This window comes from Arcobacter sp. CECT 8983 (assembly GCF_004118855.1).
Taxonomy (GTDB): Bacteria; Campylobacterota; Campylobacteria; order Campylobacterales; family Arcobacteraceae; genus Halarcobacter.
This window is the reverse complement of sequence record NZ_PDKF01000002.1, coordinates 372,131-389,053: the sequence shown is the minus strand read 5'-3', so window position 1 is coordinate 389,053 and position 16,923 is coordinate 372,131. Positions and strand designations below refer to the sequence as shown.

The 16,923-nt window shown below is 28.8% G+C and carries 22 protein-coding genes; 9 read left to right on the top strand and 13 right to left on the bottom strand.

What is annotated here, in order from left to right; translation table 11 throughout:
* Positions 1 to 16: 16 nt before the first annotated feature.
* A complete protein-coding gene (locus CRV01_RS02000) occupies positions 17 to 1,912 on the bottom strand; it encodes a DNA polymerase III subunit gamma/tau (RefSeq protein WP_258238286.1) in 1,896 nt (631 codons plus the stop codon).
* Positions 1,902 to 2,696: a glutamate racemase gene (murI, locus tag CRV01_RS01995; RefSeq protein ID WP_129006552.1), complete on the bottom strand. Its 795-nt coding sequence runs from the start codon at positions 2,694 to 2,696 to the stop codon at positions 1,902 to 1,904. The genes CRV01_RS02000 and murI overlap by 11 nt, the downstream gene beginning before the upstream one ends.
* A 128-nt stretch (positions 2,697 to 2,824) precedes the next feature.
* Between murI and CRV01_RS01990 the strand changes: the two genes are divergently transcribed.
* A complete protein-coding gene (locus CRV01_RS01990) occupies positions 2,825 to 3,487 on the top strand; it encodes a uracil-DNA glycosylase family protein (protein ID WP_129006550.1) in 663 nt (220 codons plus the stop codon).
* Positions 3,488 to 3,691: 204 nt separating this feature from the next.
* Here CRV01_RS01990 and CRV01_RS01985 read toward each other — a convergent pair whose 3' ends face one another.
* From CRV01_RS01985 to CRV01_RS01965, 5 genes are all read right to left on the bottom strand, one after another.
* Complete coding sequence (locus CRV01_RS01985) at positions 3,692 to 4,498, bottom strand: MetQ/NlpA family ABC transporter substrate-binding protein (protein ID WP_129006548.1); 807 nt, start codon at positions 4,496 to 4,498, stop codon at positions 3,692 to 3,694.
* Positions 4,499 to 4,510: 12 nt separating this feature from the next.
* Positions 4,511 to 5,149 (bottom strand): methionine ABC transporter permease, encoded by a 639-nt coding sequence (locus CRV01_RS01980; protein WP_129006546.1) that lies wholly within the window; start codon positions 5,147 to 5,149, stop codon positions 4,511 to 4,513.
* Entirely contained in the window at positions 5,149 to 6,105 is a 957-nt protein-coding gene (locus CRV01_RS01975; RefSeq protein ID WP_129006544.1) for a methionine ABC transporter ATP-binding protein, read from the bottom strand. The genes CRV01_RS01980 and CRV01_RS01975 overlap by 1 nt, the downstream gene beginning before the upstream one ends.
* Positions 6,106 to 6,278: 173 nt before the next feature.
* On the bottom strand, positions 6,279 to 7,610 hold the full coding sequence (gene rho / locus CRV01_RS01970; RefSeq protein ID WP_129006542.1) for a transcription termination factor Rho: 1,332 nt from the start codon (positions 7,608 to 7,610) through the stop codon (positions 6,279 to 6,281).
* A gap of 163 nt (positions 7,611 to 7,773) precedes the next feature.
* Positions 7,774 to 8,370 carry a peroxiredoxin gene (locus CRV01_RS01965; protein WP_129006540.1) on the bottom strand — a complete coding sequence of 199 codons (597 nt, stop codon included), beginning with the start codon at positions 8,368 to 8,370 and terminating at the stop codon, positions 7,774 to 7,776.
* 275 nt (positions 8,371 to 8,645) lie between these two features.
* On the opposite strand from CRV01_RS01965, the gene CRV01_RS01960 reads away from it, so the two are divergent.
* The 6 genes from CRV01_RS01960 to CRV01_RS01935 all read left to right on the top strand — a co-directional run bounded on the left by CRV01_RS01960 (position 8,646) and on the right by CRV01_RS01935 (position 12,047).
* Positions 8,646 to 8,921: a 4Fe-4S dicluster domain-containing protein gene (locus tag CRV01_RS01960; protein ID WP_129006538.1), complete on the top strand. Its 276-nt coding sequence runs from the start codon at positions 8,646 to 8,648 to the stop codon at positions 8,919 to 8,921.
* 126 nt (positions 8,922 to 9,047) lie between these two features.
* On the top strand, positions 9,048 to 9,461 hold the full coding sequence (gene ndk / locus CRV01_RS01955) for a nucleoside-diphosphate kinase (RefSeq protein WP_129006536.1): 414 nt from the start codon (positions 9,048 to 9,050) through the stop codon (positions 9,459 to 9,461).
* An 18-nt stretch (positions 9,462 to 9,479) separates the two neighbouring features.
* The gene (locus CRV01_RS01950) at positions 9,480 to 9,860 is read left to right on the top strand and encodes a YceD family protein (protein ID WP_129006534.1); all 381 of its coding nucleotides are present in this window, start codon (positions 9,480 to 9,482) and stop codon (positions 9,858 to 9,860) included.
* Between the two features lie 14 nt (positions 9,861 to 9,874).
* The gene (rpmF, locus tag CRV01_RS01945; protein ID WP_129006532.1) at positions 9,875 to 10,027 is read left to right on the top strand and encodes a 50S ribosomal protein L32; all 153 of its coding nucleotides are present in this window, start codon (positions 9,875 to 9,877) and stop codon (positions 10,025 to 10,027) included.
* Positions 10,027 to 11,019 carry a phosphate acyltransferase PlsX gene (gene plsX / locus CRV01_RS01940; protein WP_129006530.1) on the top strand — a complete coding sequence of 331 codons (993 nt, stop codon included), beginning with the start codon at positions 10,027 to 10,029 and terminating at the stop codon, positions 11,017 to 11,019. Before rpmF ends, plsX begins: the two co-directional genes overlap by 1 nt.
* A 29-nt stretch (positions 11,020 to 11,048) precedes the next feature.
* A complete protein-coding gene (locus CRV01_RS01935) occupies positions 11,049 to 12,047 on the top strand; it encodes a beta-ketoacyl-ACP synthase III (RefSeq protein ID WP_129006528.1) in 999 nt (332 codons plus the stop codon).
* Positions 12,048 to 12,124: 77 nt separating this feature from the next.
* Here CRV01_RS01935 and CRV01_RS01930 read toward each other — a convergent pair whose 3' ends face one another.
* Genes CRV01_RS01930 through CRV01_RS01920 form a run of 3 tightly spaced genes read right to left on the bottom strand, consistent with a single transcriptional unit; the run spans position 12,125 to position 13,563 of the window.
* Positions 12,125 to 12,445, bottom strand: a complete 321-nt coding sequence (locus CRV01_RS01930; RefSeq protein ID WP_129006526.1) for a branched-chain amino acid transporter permease — start codon at positions 12,443 to 12,445, stop codon at positions 12,125 to 12,127.
* A complete protein-coding gene (locus tag CRV01_RS01925) occupies positions 12,438 to 13,124 on the bottom strand; it encodes an AzlC family ABC transporter permease (protein WP_258238285.1) in 687 nt (228 codons plus the stop codon). The genes CRV01_RS01930 and CRV01_RS01925 overlap by 8 nt, the downstream gene beginning before the upstream one ends.
* 1 nt (position 13,125) lies before the next feature.
* Positions 13,126 to 13,563: a hypothetical protein gene (locus CRV01_RS01920; protein WP_129006524.1), complete on the bottom strand. Its 438-nt coding sequence runs from the start codon at positions 13,561 to 13,563 to the stop codon at positions 13,126 to 13,128.
* Between the two features lie 103 nt (positions 13,564 to 13,666).
* Between CRV01_RS01920 and CRV01_RS01915 the strand changes: the two genes are divergently transcribed.
* Complete coding sequence (locus tag CRV01_RS01915; protein ID WP_164969996.1) at positions 13,667 to 14,248, top strand: transglutaminase-like cysteine peptidase; 582 nt, start codon at positions 13,667 to 13,669, stop codon at positions 14,246 to 14,248.
* On the opposite strand, the gene CRV01_RS01910 is transcribed toward CRV01_RS01915, so the two are convergent.
* Positions 14,230 to 14,793, bottom strand: coding sequence for an aminotransferase class IV family protein (locus CRV01_RS01910; protein ID WP_129006520.1), 564 nt, complete (start codon positions 14,791 to 14,793; stop codon positions 14,230 to 14,232). The genes CRV01_RS01915 and CRV01_RS01910 overlap by 19 nt on opposite strands.
* A 67-nt stretch (positions 14,794 to 14,860) precedes the next feature.
* Here CRV01_RS01910 and CRV01_RS01905 point away from each other — a divergent pair, with 67 nt between their 5' ends.
* Positions 14,861 to 15,631, top strand: coding sequence for a dienelactone hydrolase family protein (locus CRV01_RS01905; protein WP_129006518.1), 771 nt, complete (start codon positions 14,861 to 14,863; stop codon positions 15,629 to 15,631).
* On the opposite strand, the gene CRV01_RS01900 is transcribed toward CRV01_RS01905, so the two are convergent.
* The gene (locus CRV01_RS01900; RefSeq protein WP_129006516.1) at positions 15,628 to 16,302 is read right to left on the bottom strand and encodes a response regulator transcription factor; all 675 of its coding nucleotides are present in this window, start codon (positions 16,300 to 16,302) and stop codon (positions 15,628 to 15,630) included. The genes CRV01_RS01905 and CRV01_RS01900 overlap by 4 nt on opposite strands.
* Entirely contained in the window at positions 16,299 to 16,865 is a 567-nt protein-coding gene (locus CRV01_RS01895; protein WP_129006514.1) for a cysteine hydrolase family protein, read from the bottom strand. The genes CRV01_RS01900 and CRV01_RS01895 overlap by 4 nt, the downstream gene beginning before the upstream one ends.
* Positions 16,866 to 16,923: the final 58 nt, after the last annotated feature.

Here is a 16,923-nt window from a genome sequence, read left to right as displayed (position 1 = left end):
TGAACTATTCTGATTTTTAGGCTCCTCTTGCGGAGGGGTCTTCCTTTATAAATTCAATTTCTGTATTTTCTCCGAAAATATCATAAATGAATATTTTAATTACACCATAATGTTTAAGTAAGAATTTTCTATCTTCTCCTTGGGCATATGAGCTTATTTGAAGTTTATTATTTTCATATGATTTATACACAAAGTTGTATTCAAATAGTTCCCCTAATTGTACATCTCTTTCATAAACTTTATTTATAAGTTTTTCATAAACATCTTTATTTGGATCATATGCTTGTGAAACTACTTCTTCATTATTCTCATTTACTGGTTCATGAACTGGTGATTGAGGTTCTTCTTTTTGTATTGCTTCTTCTTGAACTGATTCAGGTGTAGGTGTAGTTTCAAATGGTGTTGTATCTTCAAAAGGTGTAGAAGAAAGCTCTTCTTTTATTTCTTGTACATTTTCAGTTTCAAACTGCTTTGGTTTTTCTGTAATAGAAGATTCACTATCTTCTACCTTTTCTTCTTTTTGCTCAACAATAGGTTCATCAAAAGGTGTTGCAAACTCATCAAAAGGAGTTGCAAAACTATCTTCTTGTATTTCTGGTTCTTTTTCTTGAATTTCTTCTTGAGCTGGTGGATGTTCTACAGTCTCAATAGGTTTTACAGTCTCAATTGCATCTACAGAATTTAAAGAGATATCATTATTTTGAGAATCAGAAGTACGTTGATTTTGATGATATTGTTCATTTAATTGTACTGGCATATCATCATAAGCATGGTTAACATCATTATTTGCATGCTCCATTACTTTTTCAATAGATATTGCCTCTTTCATCATTGGCTTAACTTCTACTTCTTCTACTTGATTTATAATATCATCAATAGTTTTTAAATTTGTTGCTTCAATCATTTTTGAAAGAGTTAAAATAAGAACAAAAGTACCATCTGAGTTTAAAGATAATAAGTGTTTTGCATCACTTAAAATTCTAAAGAATCTATCAAAAAGCAATAAATCAAATCTTGCATCTTTATCAAGCATTTTTTGTCTAAGATAAATACTCATCTCATCACAAACTTGAGAAACTTCATAGTTTTCAAGCTCAATAACCAATTGTCTTACATCACCTTTTTTTAATATAACATCAAAAATCTTATTCATAAGTTCTGGTTCTATAAGACCTAACATATCAACAACAGAAGCAACTGTTATTTTTCCCTTTGAGAAAATAATAGCTTGGTCAAGTAAGGTTAAAGTATCCCTTAAACTCCCCTGCCCACTTCTTGAAATAATATCAATTGCTTCAGTTTCAAACTCAATGTTTTCTTCATTTAAAATATGAGATAGATGATGAAGTACATCAGTATTTGCTATTTTATTAAATCTAAAGTGTTGAGTACGACTTAAAATTGTTGCAGGAAGTTTTAATGGGTCAGTTGTTGCAAGAATAAATTTTACAAAACCAGGAGGTTCTTCAAGTGTTTTAAGTAAGGCATTAAATGCTTGTGTAGTAAGCATATGAACCTCATCGATAATAAATACTTTAAACCTTGCAGAACTTGGTTTATATTTTGTATGTTCAATTAAATCTTTAATATCATCAATACCTCTATTTGAAGCGGCATCCATTTCAATAACATCTAAGTGTCTGTTTGCATTTGCACTTTGACAATTTTCACATACTTCACATGGCTTTGATGTTGGTCCATTTGAACAAAGAAGTGCTTTTGCCATAATTCTTGCTGTTGAAGTTTTACCACTTCCTCTTAATCCACTAAAAAGATAAGCATGTGATAGTCTATTTGAATCTAATGCTAATGAAAGTGTTTGAGAGATTGTTGTCTGCCCTACTAAATCTTCAAATCTTTTCGGTCTATATTTTAATGCTAAAACTTTTTTTTCAATCTCATTATTGCTCATGTAGTTCCCTTACCATTATTTGTCCACCATCTTCCCAGTTTTTTAAAATCATATCTATCATATCTTTTTTTATTTTGCCTGTATAAAAGACTTTTATTTTTGTTTCTTCATCTTTTATATTATTAGAAATGAAGCTTTCTAATCTTCTTGCAATAGCTGACCCTGTCTCAATAAGTTTTATATTTGCTCCCATAATCTCTTTTATTAAATGACTAATTAAAGGATAATGTGTACAACCTAAAACTATAGTGTCAACATTTCTTTCTTTCATAGGTTCTAACCAAGTAGTTAACATCTTGTGTGTATCTACATGGGAAACTTTTCCATTTTCTATTTGTTCTACTAAACCTTTGCAAGCTTGCTCATAAACTGTAAATTCATGCTCTAAAGATAAATCTTTTAAAAGTTTTTGATACTTTTCACCACCTAAAGTAGCAGGAGTAGCTAAAACTCCAATACTTTTAGATTCACTTATTAGCATTGCTGGTTTTACTCCAGGTTCAGTTCCTATTACAATCAAATTGGGAAACTCTTCCCTTAGCTTTATAATTGCTGCTGATGTTGCTGTATTACAAGCTACAATTAACGCTTCAATATCATGTGCTTTTATTAAATAATTTGTAATATCCAAACTATGTTTTAAAATTTGTTCTTTTGTTTTTTCTCCATAAGGTGCAAATAAAGTATCTGCTATATAAAAAACTTCAAGCCCTTTTAAAGAGTTTGCAAGAGATTGAACTACTGTTAAACCTCCAAGACCTGAATCAAACACACCAACTTTCAAACAAAACCTTTATAAAATAAGAAAGATTATACCTAAAAAGTTATAACTAATTAGTTAAATAATATATATTTAAAGCCTTAATATTTTAAGCTTTAAACGTTAGAATTAGCAAAAGACAAAGGAATAACTTGTTTCATCACTTTCATCCGTATAAACCTTATTTAAATAAAGATACAAAAAAGATTATTGTAGGTACTTTACCTCCACCAAGATTTTGTACAAGAGAGTTTAAACAAAATGATGTTGACTTTTGTTATGGTTCACAAGATGGGCTTTTGTGGAAATGTTTAGATGAAATTTTTTCTCTAAATTTGATTTACAATCAATCAAAAGAAGCTATAACTATGAGAAAAGAGTTTTTAGATAAAAACCAAATTGGTATTTGTGATATTGTTGAATCATGCAAAAGAGAAAAGATAAATGCAAGTGATTTAGGAATGAGTGAAATCATTTTAAGAGATATACTTAACTATTTATATGAATATAAAAATATCGATACTCTTATTTTCACAGGAGGAAATTCCAAAAATGGTCCAGAATATTTTTTGAGACAGATATTAAAAAAGCAAAAAATAAAATTTGAGCTAGTATCTTCTGATATTCCAAAAGAGCATAAATTTTTCTTTGATAATAGACAAATCAAAACTATTTCTTTAACTTCTCCATCAAATGCAGCAAATAGATATATTGGTTCAAATAAACTATTCAAAGAAAGAAAATTACAAAATCCAAACTATACTACTTTTGATTTTAGATTAGAACAATATTCAAAAGTTTTTAAAACTACTTAAGAGTTATATAAAGCAATTTTCTTTATACTGCTTACTTTATGAATGAGCATTCATTTATTAAAAGATATGCAAAGGAATTGTCATGTTTATTAGTGAGATTTTGATGTTTGTGGTTTTGAGTTTAGTAGCATTTACAGCCGTCACATATGTAATAAATATGTTTGTAAAGGAAAAATAAAAGAAGGAAAATTTCCTTCTTTTATATTAGAAAGCTTCTACAATAGAACCTTTATATTTTTTAGCAATAAAATCTTTAACTTCTTTTGATGTTAACGCTTCATCTAATGCTTTGATATAATCTTTATTTTCATTACCTTCTCTTACTACTAAAATATTAGCATATGGAGAATCTTTTGACTCAATTACTAATGCATCTTTAGTAGGATTTAAATCCGCTGCTAAAGCATAGTTTGTATTAATAATCGCAGCATCTACTTCATCAAGTACTCTTGGTAATTGAGGAGCATCTAACTCTTTGATTTTTAAGTTTTTTGGGTTTTCAATAATATCAATTGCAGTTTTAAACTGAACATCTTTGAATTTTAATAAACCTTCTTTAACTAATACGTCTAAAGCTCTACTTCCATTTGTTGGGTCATTTGGCACTGCAATAGTTGCACCATCTTGTAATTCATCTATAGATTTGATTTTATTTGAATATAATCCCATTGGCTCTAAGTGAACATTTACAGTTTTAACTAATTTTGTATTTTTAGATTTGTTAAACTCTAATAAATATGGAGTATGTTGGAAGAAGTTTGCATCTAACTCACCTTCATCAACTGCGATATTTGGAGTAACATAATCAGTAAACTCAACAATTTCTAACTCATAACCTTTTTCTTTTAAAAGTGGTTTTACAACTTCTAAAATCTCTGCATGTGGAACTGGAGTAGCTCCAACTTTAATAACTTTTTTAGCCTCTTCTTTTGGTTCTTCAGAACCTGTGCAAGCAACAAAACCTAATGCAACAGCACCAAGTAATACTAATTTTAAAATGTTTTTTAACATGTATATCCTTTCTTATTTTTTAGTAATTTTATAAATATAATCACCAGTACTTTGTACTAATTGAACTAAAGCAATCAGTATAACTACTGTATATAACATTGTGTCCGTTTGGAATCTGTAGTATCCATATTTAATAGCTACATCTCCTAAACCTCCACCACCAACAGCTCCTGCCATTGCAGAAAAACCTATAACTGTAATTAAAGTCAAAGTAATAGCAGAAATAATACTTGGCATTGCTTCTACAAACATTACTTTAAAAATAATTTGCCAATCACTTGCACCAAATGATTTTGCAGCTTCAACAACACCTCTATCCACTTCTTTAAATGCACTTTCAATTAATCTTGCAATAAAAGGAGCAGCTCCAATCGTAAGAGGAATTATAGCAGCTGTTGTACCAATACTTTTTCCTATTAAAAACTTTGTAAGAGGAAATAATACAATCATTAATATTATAAAAGGGAAAGACCTTAAAGTATTAATTACAACATCTAATATTGTATATAATTTTAGATTTTCTCTTAATCCATCTTTTGAAGTAAGAATTAGAATAATTGCAAGGAAAAATCCAATTATTACTGCAAAAAAAGTAGATACAAATGACATATATACAGTTTCACCAAGTGCTGGTAATAAAATATCAACCATTATAATACCTCCCATACAATATCATGCTCTTTTATATAATCAATTACTATTTGTTGATTCTCTTCTTCAATATTAATAACCATATTTCCTACAATATGAGTATTAATCTCTTCAAGTTTTCCCCATACAATATTAAAGTCCATATCTAACTCTCTTGCCATTTTGGTGATAAAAGATTGATAAGCATTATCTTTTGGAAAATAGAGTTTAATATTTATACCTTGAGCAGGTACAACTTCACTTTCACCTAAGAAGTGTTTCATCTTTTCATCAGGCTTTAAAAACAACTCTTCAGTATCATCAAAACCAATGATATTTCCATGCTCTAAAAGAAGTGCTTTTTGTGCTATTTGTTTTACAACTTCCATCTCATGAGTAACAATTACAATAGTAATGTTAAGCTTTTCATTAATCTCTTTTAAAAGATTTAAAATTGAAGTAGTAGTATTTGGGTCAAGGGCAGATGTTGCTTCATCTGATAATAAAACTTCTGGGTCTAAAGTTAATGCTCTAGCAATAGCAACACGCTGTTTTTGTCCTCCACTTAATTGACTTGGATATGAGTTTAGCTTATTTTTTAATCCAACAAGAGCTAATAAATCATTTACTTTTTTATCAATCTCTTTTTTGCTATATCCCCAAAGTTGCATAGGTAATGCAACATTTTCATATACAGTTTTTCTTTGAATTAGTGAAAAATGTTGAAAAATCATTCCAATTTTTTTTCTAAACTCTCTTAAACTGTTTTTATCAAGTGTTTTAATCTCTTTATCATTTACTCTTAATGAACCATCACTATAGTCTTCAAGTCCATTTATACATCTTAAAAGTGTAGATTTTCCAGCGCCACTGTGTCCTACAATAGCAAAAATTTCACCTTCTTTGATATCAATTGATATATCATTTAAAACTTTTGTACTACCATAAAATTTATTTAGATTTTTAATAGTTATCATAACAAGTCCTTATTTCTGGCCGAATATTATACAAAAAAGCATAAAACAAGTATTAAAAGGGCAACTTATTTATAATTTTGATATTTATTTAAGAATACCTAGTCTTTTAATCTTGATTATTATACTTAGGATTATGAATAAAAAAAAGCAGCCCCTTTTGGGACTACATTTTTCTACTCATTCATCCCTGCGAAAAACTCTTCATTGTTTTTAGTTTTTTGCATTTTTGAATATAAGAATTTAAGTGCTTCTACTTCATCCATAGAACCAATTGCATTTCTTAAAATCCAAGTTTTTTGTAAAATCTCAGGTGTAAGAAGTAACTCTTCTTTTCTTGTTCCTGATTTAATAATATCAAGAGCTGGATATACTCTTCTATTTGCTGCATTTCTAGATAATACAACTTCACTATTACCAGTACCTTTGAACTCTTCAAAAATAACTTCATCCATTTTTGAACCAGTTTCAATAAGTGCTGTTGAGATAATAGTTAAAGAACCACCCTCTTCTATATTTCTTGCCGCACCAAAGAATCTTTTTGGTTTATGTAATGCATTTGCATCAACACCACCAGAAAGTACTTTACCAGAACTTGGAGTAACTGTATTGTATGCTCTTGCTAGTCTTGTAATAGAATCAAGTAAGATTACAACATCTTTTTTCATCTCTACAAGTCTTTTTGCTTTTTCAATAACAATTTCTGCAACCCTTACATGATTATGTGCTGGTAAATCAAAAGTAGAAGAATAAACTTCACCTTTAACTGACCTTTGCATATCTGTTACCTCTTCAGGTCTTTCATCAATTAATAGAACCATTAAGTGAGTATCAGGATGATTTCTAGTAATACCATGAGCTAACTCTTTTAATAATTCAGTTTTACCAGTTTTTGGAGGTGCAACGATAAGTCCTCTTTGTCCTTTACCCATTGGAGCAAAAAGGTCTAACATTCTACCTGTCATTCTTGTTTGGTCATACTCAAATTTAAATCTCTCTGTTGAGTATAAAGGAGTTAAGTTATCAAATAAAGGTCTGTTTTTTGATTCGTTGATTGGTAGGTAATTAATAGCTTCAATTTTTAATAAAGCATTATATTTTTCACTGTCTTTGTTTGGTGGTCTAACTTGTCCGCTTACAATATCCCCTGTTCTTAATGCAAATTTTCTAATTTGCGTTGCAGAAACATAAGAATCATTTGAAGTATCAGAGAAGTTTCCATCCATGGCTCTTAAGAAACCAAATCCACCATCTTTAATTTCAAGAATTCCTGTAAACAGAATAAAACCACCTTGGTCAATTTGTGATTTTAAAATGTTAAACATTAAGTCTTGTCTTTTAAGTTCTTGTGGGTTTTCTACTTCTAAGTCTTTTGCTATTTTAAGAAGTTCTTCTAAAGGGAGTTCCCTAAGTTGTTCAATTTTAAAGCCCTCTACGGGTACGTGAGTTCTTGTTTTTCTGCCATTATTAGCAGATTTTGATTTAGATTGAGTTTTTGACTCTTCCATAAGTATATTTTGCCTTTTATAGAATTACATATATAAAGTTATGTAGTTATGTAGTGTTATTAAGAATTTTTATAATGTTATTTTAGTGTTTATTTAAAAAAAAGTCAAGAAATTAAATATTACAAAAGGTAAAGATGCCTTAAAGAGGCATCTTTAAAAGATATTATAAGTTACCTTCGTTTTTACCTAAGTACTCTGCTACACCTTCAGTAGATGGTTTCATACCTTCATCACCTTTGTTCCATCCTGCAGGACAAACTTCACCGTGCTCATTAGTAAATAACATTGTATCTACCATTCTGATCATTTCGTCAATGTTTCTTCCTAATGGTAAATCATTAATTACTGCATGTCTAATAGTTCCATCTTTGTCAATTAAGAATGATCCTCTTAATGCTACAGACTCACCGAATAATACATCATAATCTTTTGAAATTTGTTTGCTTAAGTCTGCAACTAGTGGATATTTGATTCTTCCAATTCCACCATTTTCAACAGCAGTTTCTCTCCATGCAAAGTGAGAGAATTGAGAGTCAACAGAAACACCAATTACATTGATACCTCTTGAAGTGAATTCTTCAATTCTTTTAGAGAATGCGATAATTTCTGAAGGACAAACGAATGTAAAATCTAATGGATAGAAAAATAATACCGCACCTTTCTCACCAATGTTATCATATAGGTTAAAATCTTCAACAATTTGACCATCAGCAAGTACTGCTGTAGCTGTGAAATCTGGAGCTTTTTTTGTAACTAACATGTAATTTCCTTTTATTAAAATTTATTTGTGATAAAATTATAGTACAAATTATTTGAAACTAATAATAAGAGTATAGATAAAGTTTAAAATTTAAGATAAGTTTTATTTTAGGAAAATTTTTATCCAAATAATTTGTTTTATATACTTTTACTATTTGATAGTTGTTATTATTTTCATTAAACTACCATTCTGTGGGTTTTTTAATAATATAAAGACTTAAAGATAAATTTATTATTACTGTGCTAAAGTTTCTTAAATTTAACAAGGAGTTATAAATGGCAGTTAAGATTACAGATATTTGTATTAATTGCGATGCATGTTTAGATGAATGTCCAACTGAATCAATTGTTGATAACGATGAGAATCCAACAGGTGAAGATATTTATTATGTAAACCCTCAAACATGTACTGAATGTATTGGTGACAATGATGAACCTGCATGTGCAGAAGCATGTCCTACTGAAGGATGTATCGTATGGGATGCAAGAGATGGTGCAGCTCAACCAGTTAGAGAAGGTATGACTGAAGGTGAACCTTGCGTTGAAGATTAATAACTAATTTTCAATATAATTATATATAATTTTACTATATAAGGTAAGTGGTATTTTTTACTACTTGCCTTTTTTTTATTTTTTAGGTATAATCCGCGACTTAAAAAATAAATGAGGAAAATACCAATGGAACAAACGTTATCAATCATTAAACCTGATGCAGTAGCTAAAAACGTTGTAGGAAAAATCTTAGACAGATTTGAATCAAACGGATTAAGAATTGCTGCAACAAAAAAAGTACAGTTATCTAAAGCAGATGCTGAAGCATTTTATGCAGTTCACGCAGAAAGACCTTTCTTTGGTGAATTAGTTGAATTCATGATTTCTGGACCAGTTGTTGTTTCTGTTTTAGAAGGTGAAGACGCAATGGCTAAAAACAGAGACTTAATGGGTGCAACTAACCCTAAAGAAGCAGCAGCTGGTACAATCAGAGCTGATTTCGCTGAATCAATTGATGCAAATGCAGTACACGGTTCAGATTCTTTAGAAAATGCAGCTATCGAAATTAAATTTTTCTTCTCTGACAGAGAAATTTGCTAAGAATAGTTCATATTTTAAATGAAAATAGAATTTAGAAAAGTACCACAAAGCCCTAAAAACTTTAGTGCCCAGTTCGATTCAGTTAAAATTGAAGGTACTTTTTGTAAAATATCGCCATCTTTAGTCAAAATAGACAGCACTTTAAATGGTAAAACTACAGTTCAATGTGCAAGATGTGGTGAAGACGATACTGTTACTTTAGAGGAAGAGTTTAATTTCTTGATAAGTGATGGTATTTTCAAGAATGAATCCTCTGAGTCAGATGACTTAGTAATAGAAATAGATGACCATATGATAAACTTTGATGAAATTATTGAAAGTGAATTATCATCTATATACAGTGACTATCATATCTGCAATAATTGTACAGATATTGAATTAGTCGATAAAGAATATTAAATAAGGAGAATATTATGGCAGTACCTAAGAGAAGAGTATCTCATACTAGAGCAGCTAAGAGAAGAACTCACTATAAAATTACTTTAAAAAGACCAGTAAAAGATAGTGATGGAACTTGGAAGATGCCTCACACGGTAAACCCAAATACTGGTGAATACAAAAACTAATGCTTAAAATTGCTATTGATGCTATGGGAGGGGATTTCGGTCCCGAACCCATAATAGACGGTTTAATTGCCGCTCTAAGACTAAATAATAACTTTACTGCTGTTGCAGTAGGTGATAAAACTCAACTTGAAAACTTAATTCCTTCACACTTAAAAGACAGAGTAGAAATTATACATACTGAAGATGTTATCAGTATGACTGATTCTGCAACTGATGCATTAAAAAGAAAAGACTCAACTATTTATAAAGCAATAGATTTAGTTAAAACTGGTGATGCAGATGCAGTAGTTTCAGCAGGTCATTCAGGTGCTTCTATGTCTTTAGCAACACTTAGAATCGGAAGAATCAAAGGTGTTTCTAGACCAGCAATTGCAACACTTATGCCAACAAGTGAAAACCAAAATACTTTAGTATTAGACGTTGGAGCTAATGTTGACTGTGATGCTAAAAACTTATTTGAGTTTGCAGTTATGGGTCAAGTATATGCAAGAGATGTTTTACAAATTGATGAACCATTAGTTGGGTTACTAAGTAATGGGGAAGAAGAGAGTAAAGGTAATGAAGTTACTAAGGAAGCCTTTAAACTAATTTCTAAAATTCCTAACTTTGCAGGAAATGTAGAAGGTAGTGATATTTTTAAAGGTTCAGTTGATGTTGTTGTTTGTGATGGGTTTATTGGTAATATTTTACTTAAAACTGCTGAAGGTGTAGCAGATACAATAGGTCAAATTATTAAGAAAAACCTAAAACGATCACTTATCTCAATTGCTGGTGCAGTATTAATGAGAAAAGTATTTAAAAACTTAAAAGTTAGAGTAGATTATGCTGAATATGGTGGTGCTCCACTATTAGGTGTAAAAGCCCCAGTTATAATTGCACATGGGAAATCAAACCCAAAAGCTATTCAAAATGCAATTTTTCAAGCTATCAATAGTGCAAGTTCTAACTTAAACAACGATATTGAAGAGAGATTAGAGCAATATAGCTCTTAATCTCTCTTTTTTATTTAAGGAAAATTTTTATGACGTATGCAGCGTTTAGATCAATTGGAGCTTATATACCTCCAAAGATTATGACTAATTTTGATTTTGAAAAAATCATTGACACTACAGATGAATGGATTACTAAAAGAACAGGAATCAAAGAAAGAAGAATTTCAGAAGAAAATGAAGCTTCATCTGATTTAGGGGCAAGGGCAGCACAAGTTGCCATCGACAGAGCAAATATTGCAAAAGAAGATATTGACTTAGTTATCTGTGCAACAGTAACTCCTGATTATCTTTGTATGCCATCTACTGCTTGTTTAATTGCATCAAAACTTGATTTACCTACTGTTCAAGCATTTGACGTAAGTGCCGCATGTACAGGTTTTGTTTATGCACTTTCTGTGGCAAAAGCCTTCATTGAAGCGGGAATGAAAAAAAATGTACTAATTATTGGTGCAGAAAAATATACTTCAATTTTAGATTATACTGATAGAGGAACTTGCTTTATCTTTGGAGATGGTGCTGGTGCAGCAATTATTTCGGCAACAGATAAAAAAGAAGAAGCTATAGTTGATGTAAACTGCTCAAGTGATGGAAATTTTGATGACTTAATTAAAACTCCTGGTGGAGGAAGTAAACACCCTTGCTCACAAGAAGTTTTAGATAATAAAATGGCTTGTATTAAAATGAAAGGAAATGAAACTTTCAAACTTGCTGTTAAAACATTGACATCTGATGTTGAAAAAATGATGGAAAAACATAATATCACAAATAAAGATATTACTCACTTCATCCCTCATCAAGCAAACTATAGAATTATCTCAGCAGTAGGTAAAGCTTTAGGACTAAATGAGGAACAAACAGTTGTTACTGTTGATAAATATGGAAATACTTCAGCTGCTTCTATACCTATGGCTATGAATTATGCCTATGAACAAGGTAAAGTTAAAGCAGGAGATATGATTTTATTTGATGCTTTTGGAGCAGGACTTACTTGGGGATCTGCATTATTCCCATTCTCACCAAAACAATAAACTCACTGATGAGCTTTTGCTCATCTTAAAACCTAATTCACATTTTATTTTTTTAGTAAAAGAAAAAAGCTTTAGTACTAAAAATATTGTACTAAAGCCATATAAAATATAGTTCCCAAGAAAATAGAAACTAAATAATTTTTTAATGTTAAGTGTAAAAGAGCAGTAAAAACTATTCCTCCAATTTCCTTTACTCCATAAGGATATAAAGAAAAATCAATATCTTTCAAAGTATAAAAAACTAAAATTGTCATAATAGTTGCAGGGAAAAACTTTTCGATAAACTCCATTGATTTTGGCAAATCATTTTTAGCAAAAAATACAAATGGGAAAATCCTAGTTAATAAATTTACAACTGCCATAATTGCAATTGCAATATAAAGCTCCATACTACTCATTATTAAGCCTTTGTCTAAAGAAAAAAAGTAACAGTAAAGAAAGTGAAATAGTTACAATAAGCATCTTATCAGAAGGCACAAGAACTAAAGCTATTATTGAAGCAACTGAACCTATAGAAAAAGGTATTGGATTTTTTAGATTTTTATATTGTTCTATACATAATACTACAAAAAGGGCTGTTAAAGAAAATTCTAAACCAGCTGTATTAAACTCAATATTTGAACCTACAATAGCACCTAATGTTGATCCAATAAACCAATAACTTTGATTAAATGCAGTTAAAAAGAAATAGTACCACTTCTTTTTTAATTGTTCATCATCTTTTATTGTTGTTAAAAGTGCATAGGTTTCATCTGTTAACCCAAATATTAAATAAGGTTTTAGCTTCCCTGTTTTTTTAAACCTTTTTAATAATGACAAACCATAAAAAGATTGTCTTAAATTTACAAACCATGAAGCTAATGCAATATCAATATATCCTGCTTTTGCATTAAAAAAATTAATTGCTACAAACTGTAAAGCCCCTGCATATATAAAAAGTGACATAAGAGGTGCTAAATACCAAGGATAATCAAAAGAGACTAAAAGTAATCCAAAGGCAAAACCTAAAACAGAGTATCCCATCATAACAGGGATAGAGATTTTAAATGCAGTTTTTATTTCTCGTTCTAAAGTCAATTTATTTAAATCTTTTATTATTTGGATTATTTTTAAAAATATTTAATGATTTTTCTTTAATTACATTTTCATTGTATTTATCTATTGTTGCAATAGAATTAACAAATAAAATTGATTCATCAACAACTATTTGGAAAACTGCATGGAAAGGTATCTTAACTGTTGAACCAAAATTTTCACTTCCAAAACCAGCTTCAAAACTTATGTGGTTTTCACTAATCTTAATTGTAGTATAGGTATAGTTTTTAAGTATAAAAAGTGAAAATTTTGCAAGTTGATCTTTTGTTGCAGATGGCAATTCTGGAGTAAAATCAACTGCATCAATATTTGCAGTAATTGCAAACTCTTGTCCTTTGTTTACTAAATAAATCATCGTATCTTTAACTTGTTCACTAACTAATTCTTTATACTCTACATCTTCTAATATATTATTAATCATTTTTAATCCTGCATTTTAAATTAGTTTGTTATTATAACTTATGAAACGCATAATTTTACTTATTTTTATTTCTACTTTATTTTTACAAGCAAAAAGTATATCTTTGACTAATGAAGATAAAATTAAATTAAAAGATAATCCAAATAAAAAAGCTGTTTATTTACGACTTATAAAATATCTAAAATTAAAAAATAAGATAAAAGATTTTACATTAGAAAAAAAACTAAATTATGTAAATACTTTCTATAATAAAATTTTACCAGTAGATGATTCAACAAAATATAGTTCTGATGATTATTGGGCTACTCCAAAAGAGTTTCTTATTGAAGGAAAAGGAGATTGTGAGGATTATGCAATTGCAAAATATTTTACTCTAAAAGAAGTTGGAATTTCTAAAGATAAACTTTTTTTAGCTGTTGTAAAAGTAAAAGGTGCAACAAACTATCACATGGTATTAACTTACTTAGAAAATAAAAACTCAATGCCTTTAATTTTGGATAATCTAAGTTTTAGAGTTCTTCCTTTTAATAAAAGACCAGATTTAATCCCAAAATTTATTTTTAATGAAAAAGAAGCATTTATTTTAAAAAATAAAAAAATCTATAAAAAGGTAAAAAATATAGATTGGGGTAAAGAGGATAAATGGAATAATCTTTTAAAAAGAATCTACGAAGAAAATGAATAATCTTCTATAATATCAAAATCAATCATTGCATTCATAAGCGCTAACTTTTTACTCTTTTTTAACATTTGTAAATCTATATCCTTTTCAACTAAAGAACCCTCTTTTAAAAGTCTTGCTCTTGTTGTTCCTTCTAGTAGTGGCTTCTTAGGAGTTAGCCAGTTAGTTCCATCAAAAATAGCAATATTTGCAATTGAAGTATCTGTGATAAAACCATTTTTTATAATAATAATATCATCACAAGTTTCTCTTTTCTCAAAAAGTTTGTCAAGACTACTTCTATCTAAATATTTTTTTGAATATTCTATTTTCTCATCTTCTATAATTTTAAAACTTTTTATTTCTCTTTTTTCATAAACAAAAAAGTCAACACTTAAAATAGAGTTTTCATCATAAATAAGTTTACATCTATATAATTTATTTGATGGAGGATAAATATACTCTTGTAAATTTAAGTTTAAAGATACTGTTTTAGCAACTCTTTTTTCATGAAATTCTAAATTAAAAACCTCATAATCTTCGCACTTTATAGTCTCAAAATAGTTCATTTATTCTGTCTCTTTATTGTTAATATTTTTAGTTATAATATCTAAAAAAATTTTAGGAACAACTAGTTTGATTAAAATAAAAAAGACAATAAAGAAATATGAGAACTTCTATGATACTTTTAAATATGCATATATTGGGTTGCCAAAAGGTTTTATGGGAATTAAAAAGCCCTACTTTGGACAATTATATAAGTTAAAAAAAGAGTTTAAAGACTATAAAGATTATAAAGAAAAATTTCCTCTTGTTTTATTTATCCATGGGTCAAAAGGCTTAAATAAAGGAACTATTTATAGAAAATGGATTGTAGAACAAGGCTTTATTTTCATTTCTCCAAACTCATTAAAAATCAAAAATAGACCTACATATTCAACCCCTGACAAACTAAGTTCCTATCAAAAGGTTCATAAATTAAGACAAGCAGAGATTGTCTATAATCTAAAAAATATTTTAGAGTTTAACTTTATAGATAAAAATAATATGTTTTTAATGGGTAATTCAGAAGGTGGCTTAGCTGCCGCATTTTATAAAGGCAATGAATTTAAAGGAAGAATTGTTACAGCTTATTCTTGTGAAAATGGATATTACTCAAAAGATTTTAAAATTGGAGCAAAAAAGAATGACCCTTTTTTAAATATTATTGGAACCCATGATGAGTTTTTTAGTGAAAATTCTGAACCAAATAGAGATTATGAAGTACAAGGTCACTGTACAAAAGCACTAAAAAAATATAAAAATGCAAAAGTAGTAGTACTTCCCCAAACAAAACATGACATAACCGAAAATATCTATGTTAAGTATGATCTCTTAAACTTTTTAAAACTATGGAGTAAAAATTAATTTTGTATATTTAATTTATAACCTATACCTGAAAAGTTTTGTAAGATTGTCTTATAAGTTTTTTTTCTAAAGTCACGAATCAATGACTTTAATGCTGCAGTTGTGCATTCATTATCCCAAATATGATACTCTAGTTCTTCATAAGTTATTACTCTATTTGGGTTTTGAATAAAAAGATTTACTAAGATGGATTCTTTCTTATTTAAAACAAAGACCTTCCCTTCTTTTGTTATACTTTGGGTTTGAAAGTTAAATAATATGCCTTTACCTAAGTTTACATTACTGTATATTCTACTTTCAATAACTTCAAGGCACTTTTCTAAAGCTTTTAAAAATTTCTCTTGACAAAAGGGTTTTAAAATATATTTTGTAATATAAAGCTCCATTAAGTCATAAAGATAGGCATTTGTTTTATTGGCACTTAAAACTATAAATGCTGTTTTAATATCACTTTGTCTAACTTCTTGAAGAAATTTCACCATTGTATTATCATAAAAAGAGTCATCTAAAACGATAATACATGGAGAATATTTTTTATAACAACTTTTAGCTTGTTTTATATTATTTGCAGTAAAAACCTTTTTTAGGTTATTCTGTAAAATTGGTAAAACTTCATCTTTAGAAGAGTGTTTATCATATACATATAAAACAAGTAAGTTATTTAATTTCAATTATTAAAACCTTTTAAAAAATCATTTGTACTTTCTACTTTAGCATAAGCAAACTCAAATGCAGCCATAAAACTATTTTGTACTTCTTGTGAAGATACAGTATTTCCATTAAACTCTAAGTCTCTTGTGGCACAAGCATCATTTATAATAGTACAATTATAGCCAAAATCTTTTGCTGCTCTAAGTGTTGCATCAACACACATATGAGTCATTGCTCCTATGATAACAAGCGAGTCTATTTCTTTCTCATCCAAAACTTCTTTTAGTTGTGTTTTCAAAAATGAATTTGGAAAATTTTTACTTATTACAGTTTCTTCTTCTAAAGGTTCTACACTTTTATGTATTTGTCCTCCTATTGAACCTATTTGAAAAAAAGGTGCATTTTCATTTGGATTTTCATGTTTTATATGAATTATATTTAAAGCTTCTTTTCTAAACTCTTCTAAAAGTATTGAAGCATTTTTTGAAGCTTCTAAAGTACCTACTAAAGGGTACTTTGCTCCTTTAAACTCTGAGAAATAGTCATTTTGTAAATCTACTAATAGTAGTGCAGTATTTTTCATTTTATATCCTTTTATTTTTGTTTAAACAAATTATAAAAAGATATAGAAGCAAAAAAGT

Bases quoted from the DNA above. Each gene is read 5' to 3' on its own strand.
- ndk (WP_129006536.1), top strand. From the start codon at position 9,048: ATGGAACAAACGTTATCAATCATTAAACCTGATGCAGTAGCTAAAAAC.
- CRV01_RS01920 (WP_129006524.1), bottom strand. From the start codon at position 13,563: ATGATTAATAATATATTAGAAGATGTAGAGTATAAAGAATTAGTTAGT.
- plsX (WP_129006530.1), top strand. From the start codon at position 10,027: ATGCTTAAAATTGCTATTGATGCTATGGGAGGGGATTTCGGTCCCGAA.
- rho (WP_129006542.1), bottom strand. From the start codon at position 7,610: ATGGAAGAGTCAAAAACTCAATCTAAATCAAAATCTGCTAATAATGGC.
- CRV01_RS01985 (WP_129006548.1), bottom strand. From the start codon at position 4,498: ATGTTAAAAAACATTTTAAAATTAGTATTACTTGGTGCTGTTGCATTA.
- CRV01_RS01960 (WP_129006538.1), top strand. From the start codon at position 8,646: ATGGCAGTTAAGATTACAGATATTTGTATTAATTGCGATGCATGTTTA.
- CRV01_RS01895 (WP_129006514.1), bottom strand. From the start codon at position 16,865: ATGAAAAATACTGCACTACTATTAGTAGATTTACAAAATGACTATTTC.
- CRV01_RS01975 (WP_129006544.1), bottom strand. From the start codon at position 6,105: ATGATAACTATTAAAAATCTAAATAAATTTTATGGTAGTACAAAAGTT.
- rpmF (WP_129006532.1), top strand. From the start codon at position 9,875: ATGGCAGTACCTAAGAGAAGAGTATCTCATACTAGAGCAGCTAAGAGA.
- CRV01_RS01930 (WP_129006526.1), bottom strand. From the start codon at position 12,445: ATGAGTAGTATGGAGCTTTATATTGCAATTGCAATTATGGCAGTTGTA.
- CRV01_RS01950 (WP_129006534.1), top strand. From the start codon at position 9,480: ATGAAAATAGAATTTAGAAAAGTACCACAAAGCCCTAAAAACTTTAGT.
- CRV01_RS01910 (WP_129006520.1), bottom strand. From the start codon at position 14,793: ATGAACTATTTTGAGACTATAAAGTGCGAAGATTATGAGGTTTTTAAT.
- CRV01_RS02000 (WP_258238286.1), bottom strand. From the start codon at position 1,912: ATGAGCAATAATGAGATTGAAAAAAAAGTTTTAGCATTAAAATATAGA.
- CRV01_RS01980 (WP_129006546.1), bottom strand. From the start codon at position 5,149: ATGGTTGATATTTTATTACCAGCACTTGGTGAAACTGTATATATGTCA.
- CRV01_RS01965 (WP_129006540.1), bottom strand. From the start codon at position 8,370: ATGTTAGTTACAAAAAAAGCTCCAGATTTCACAGCTACAGCAGTACTT.
- CRV01_RS01935 (WP_129006528.1), top strand. From the start codon at position 11,049: ATGACGTATGCAGCGTTTAGATCAATTGGAGCTTATATACCTCCAAAG.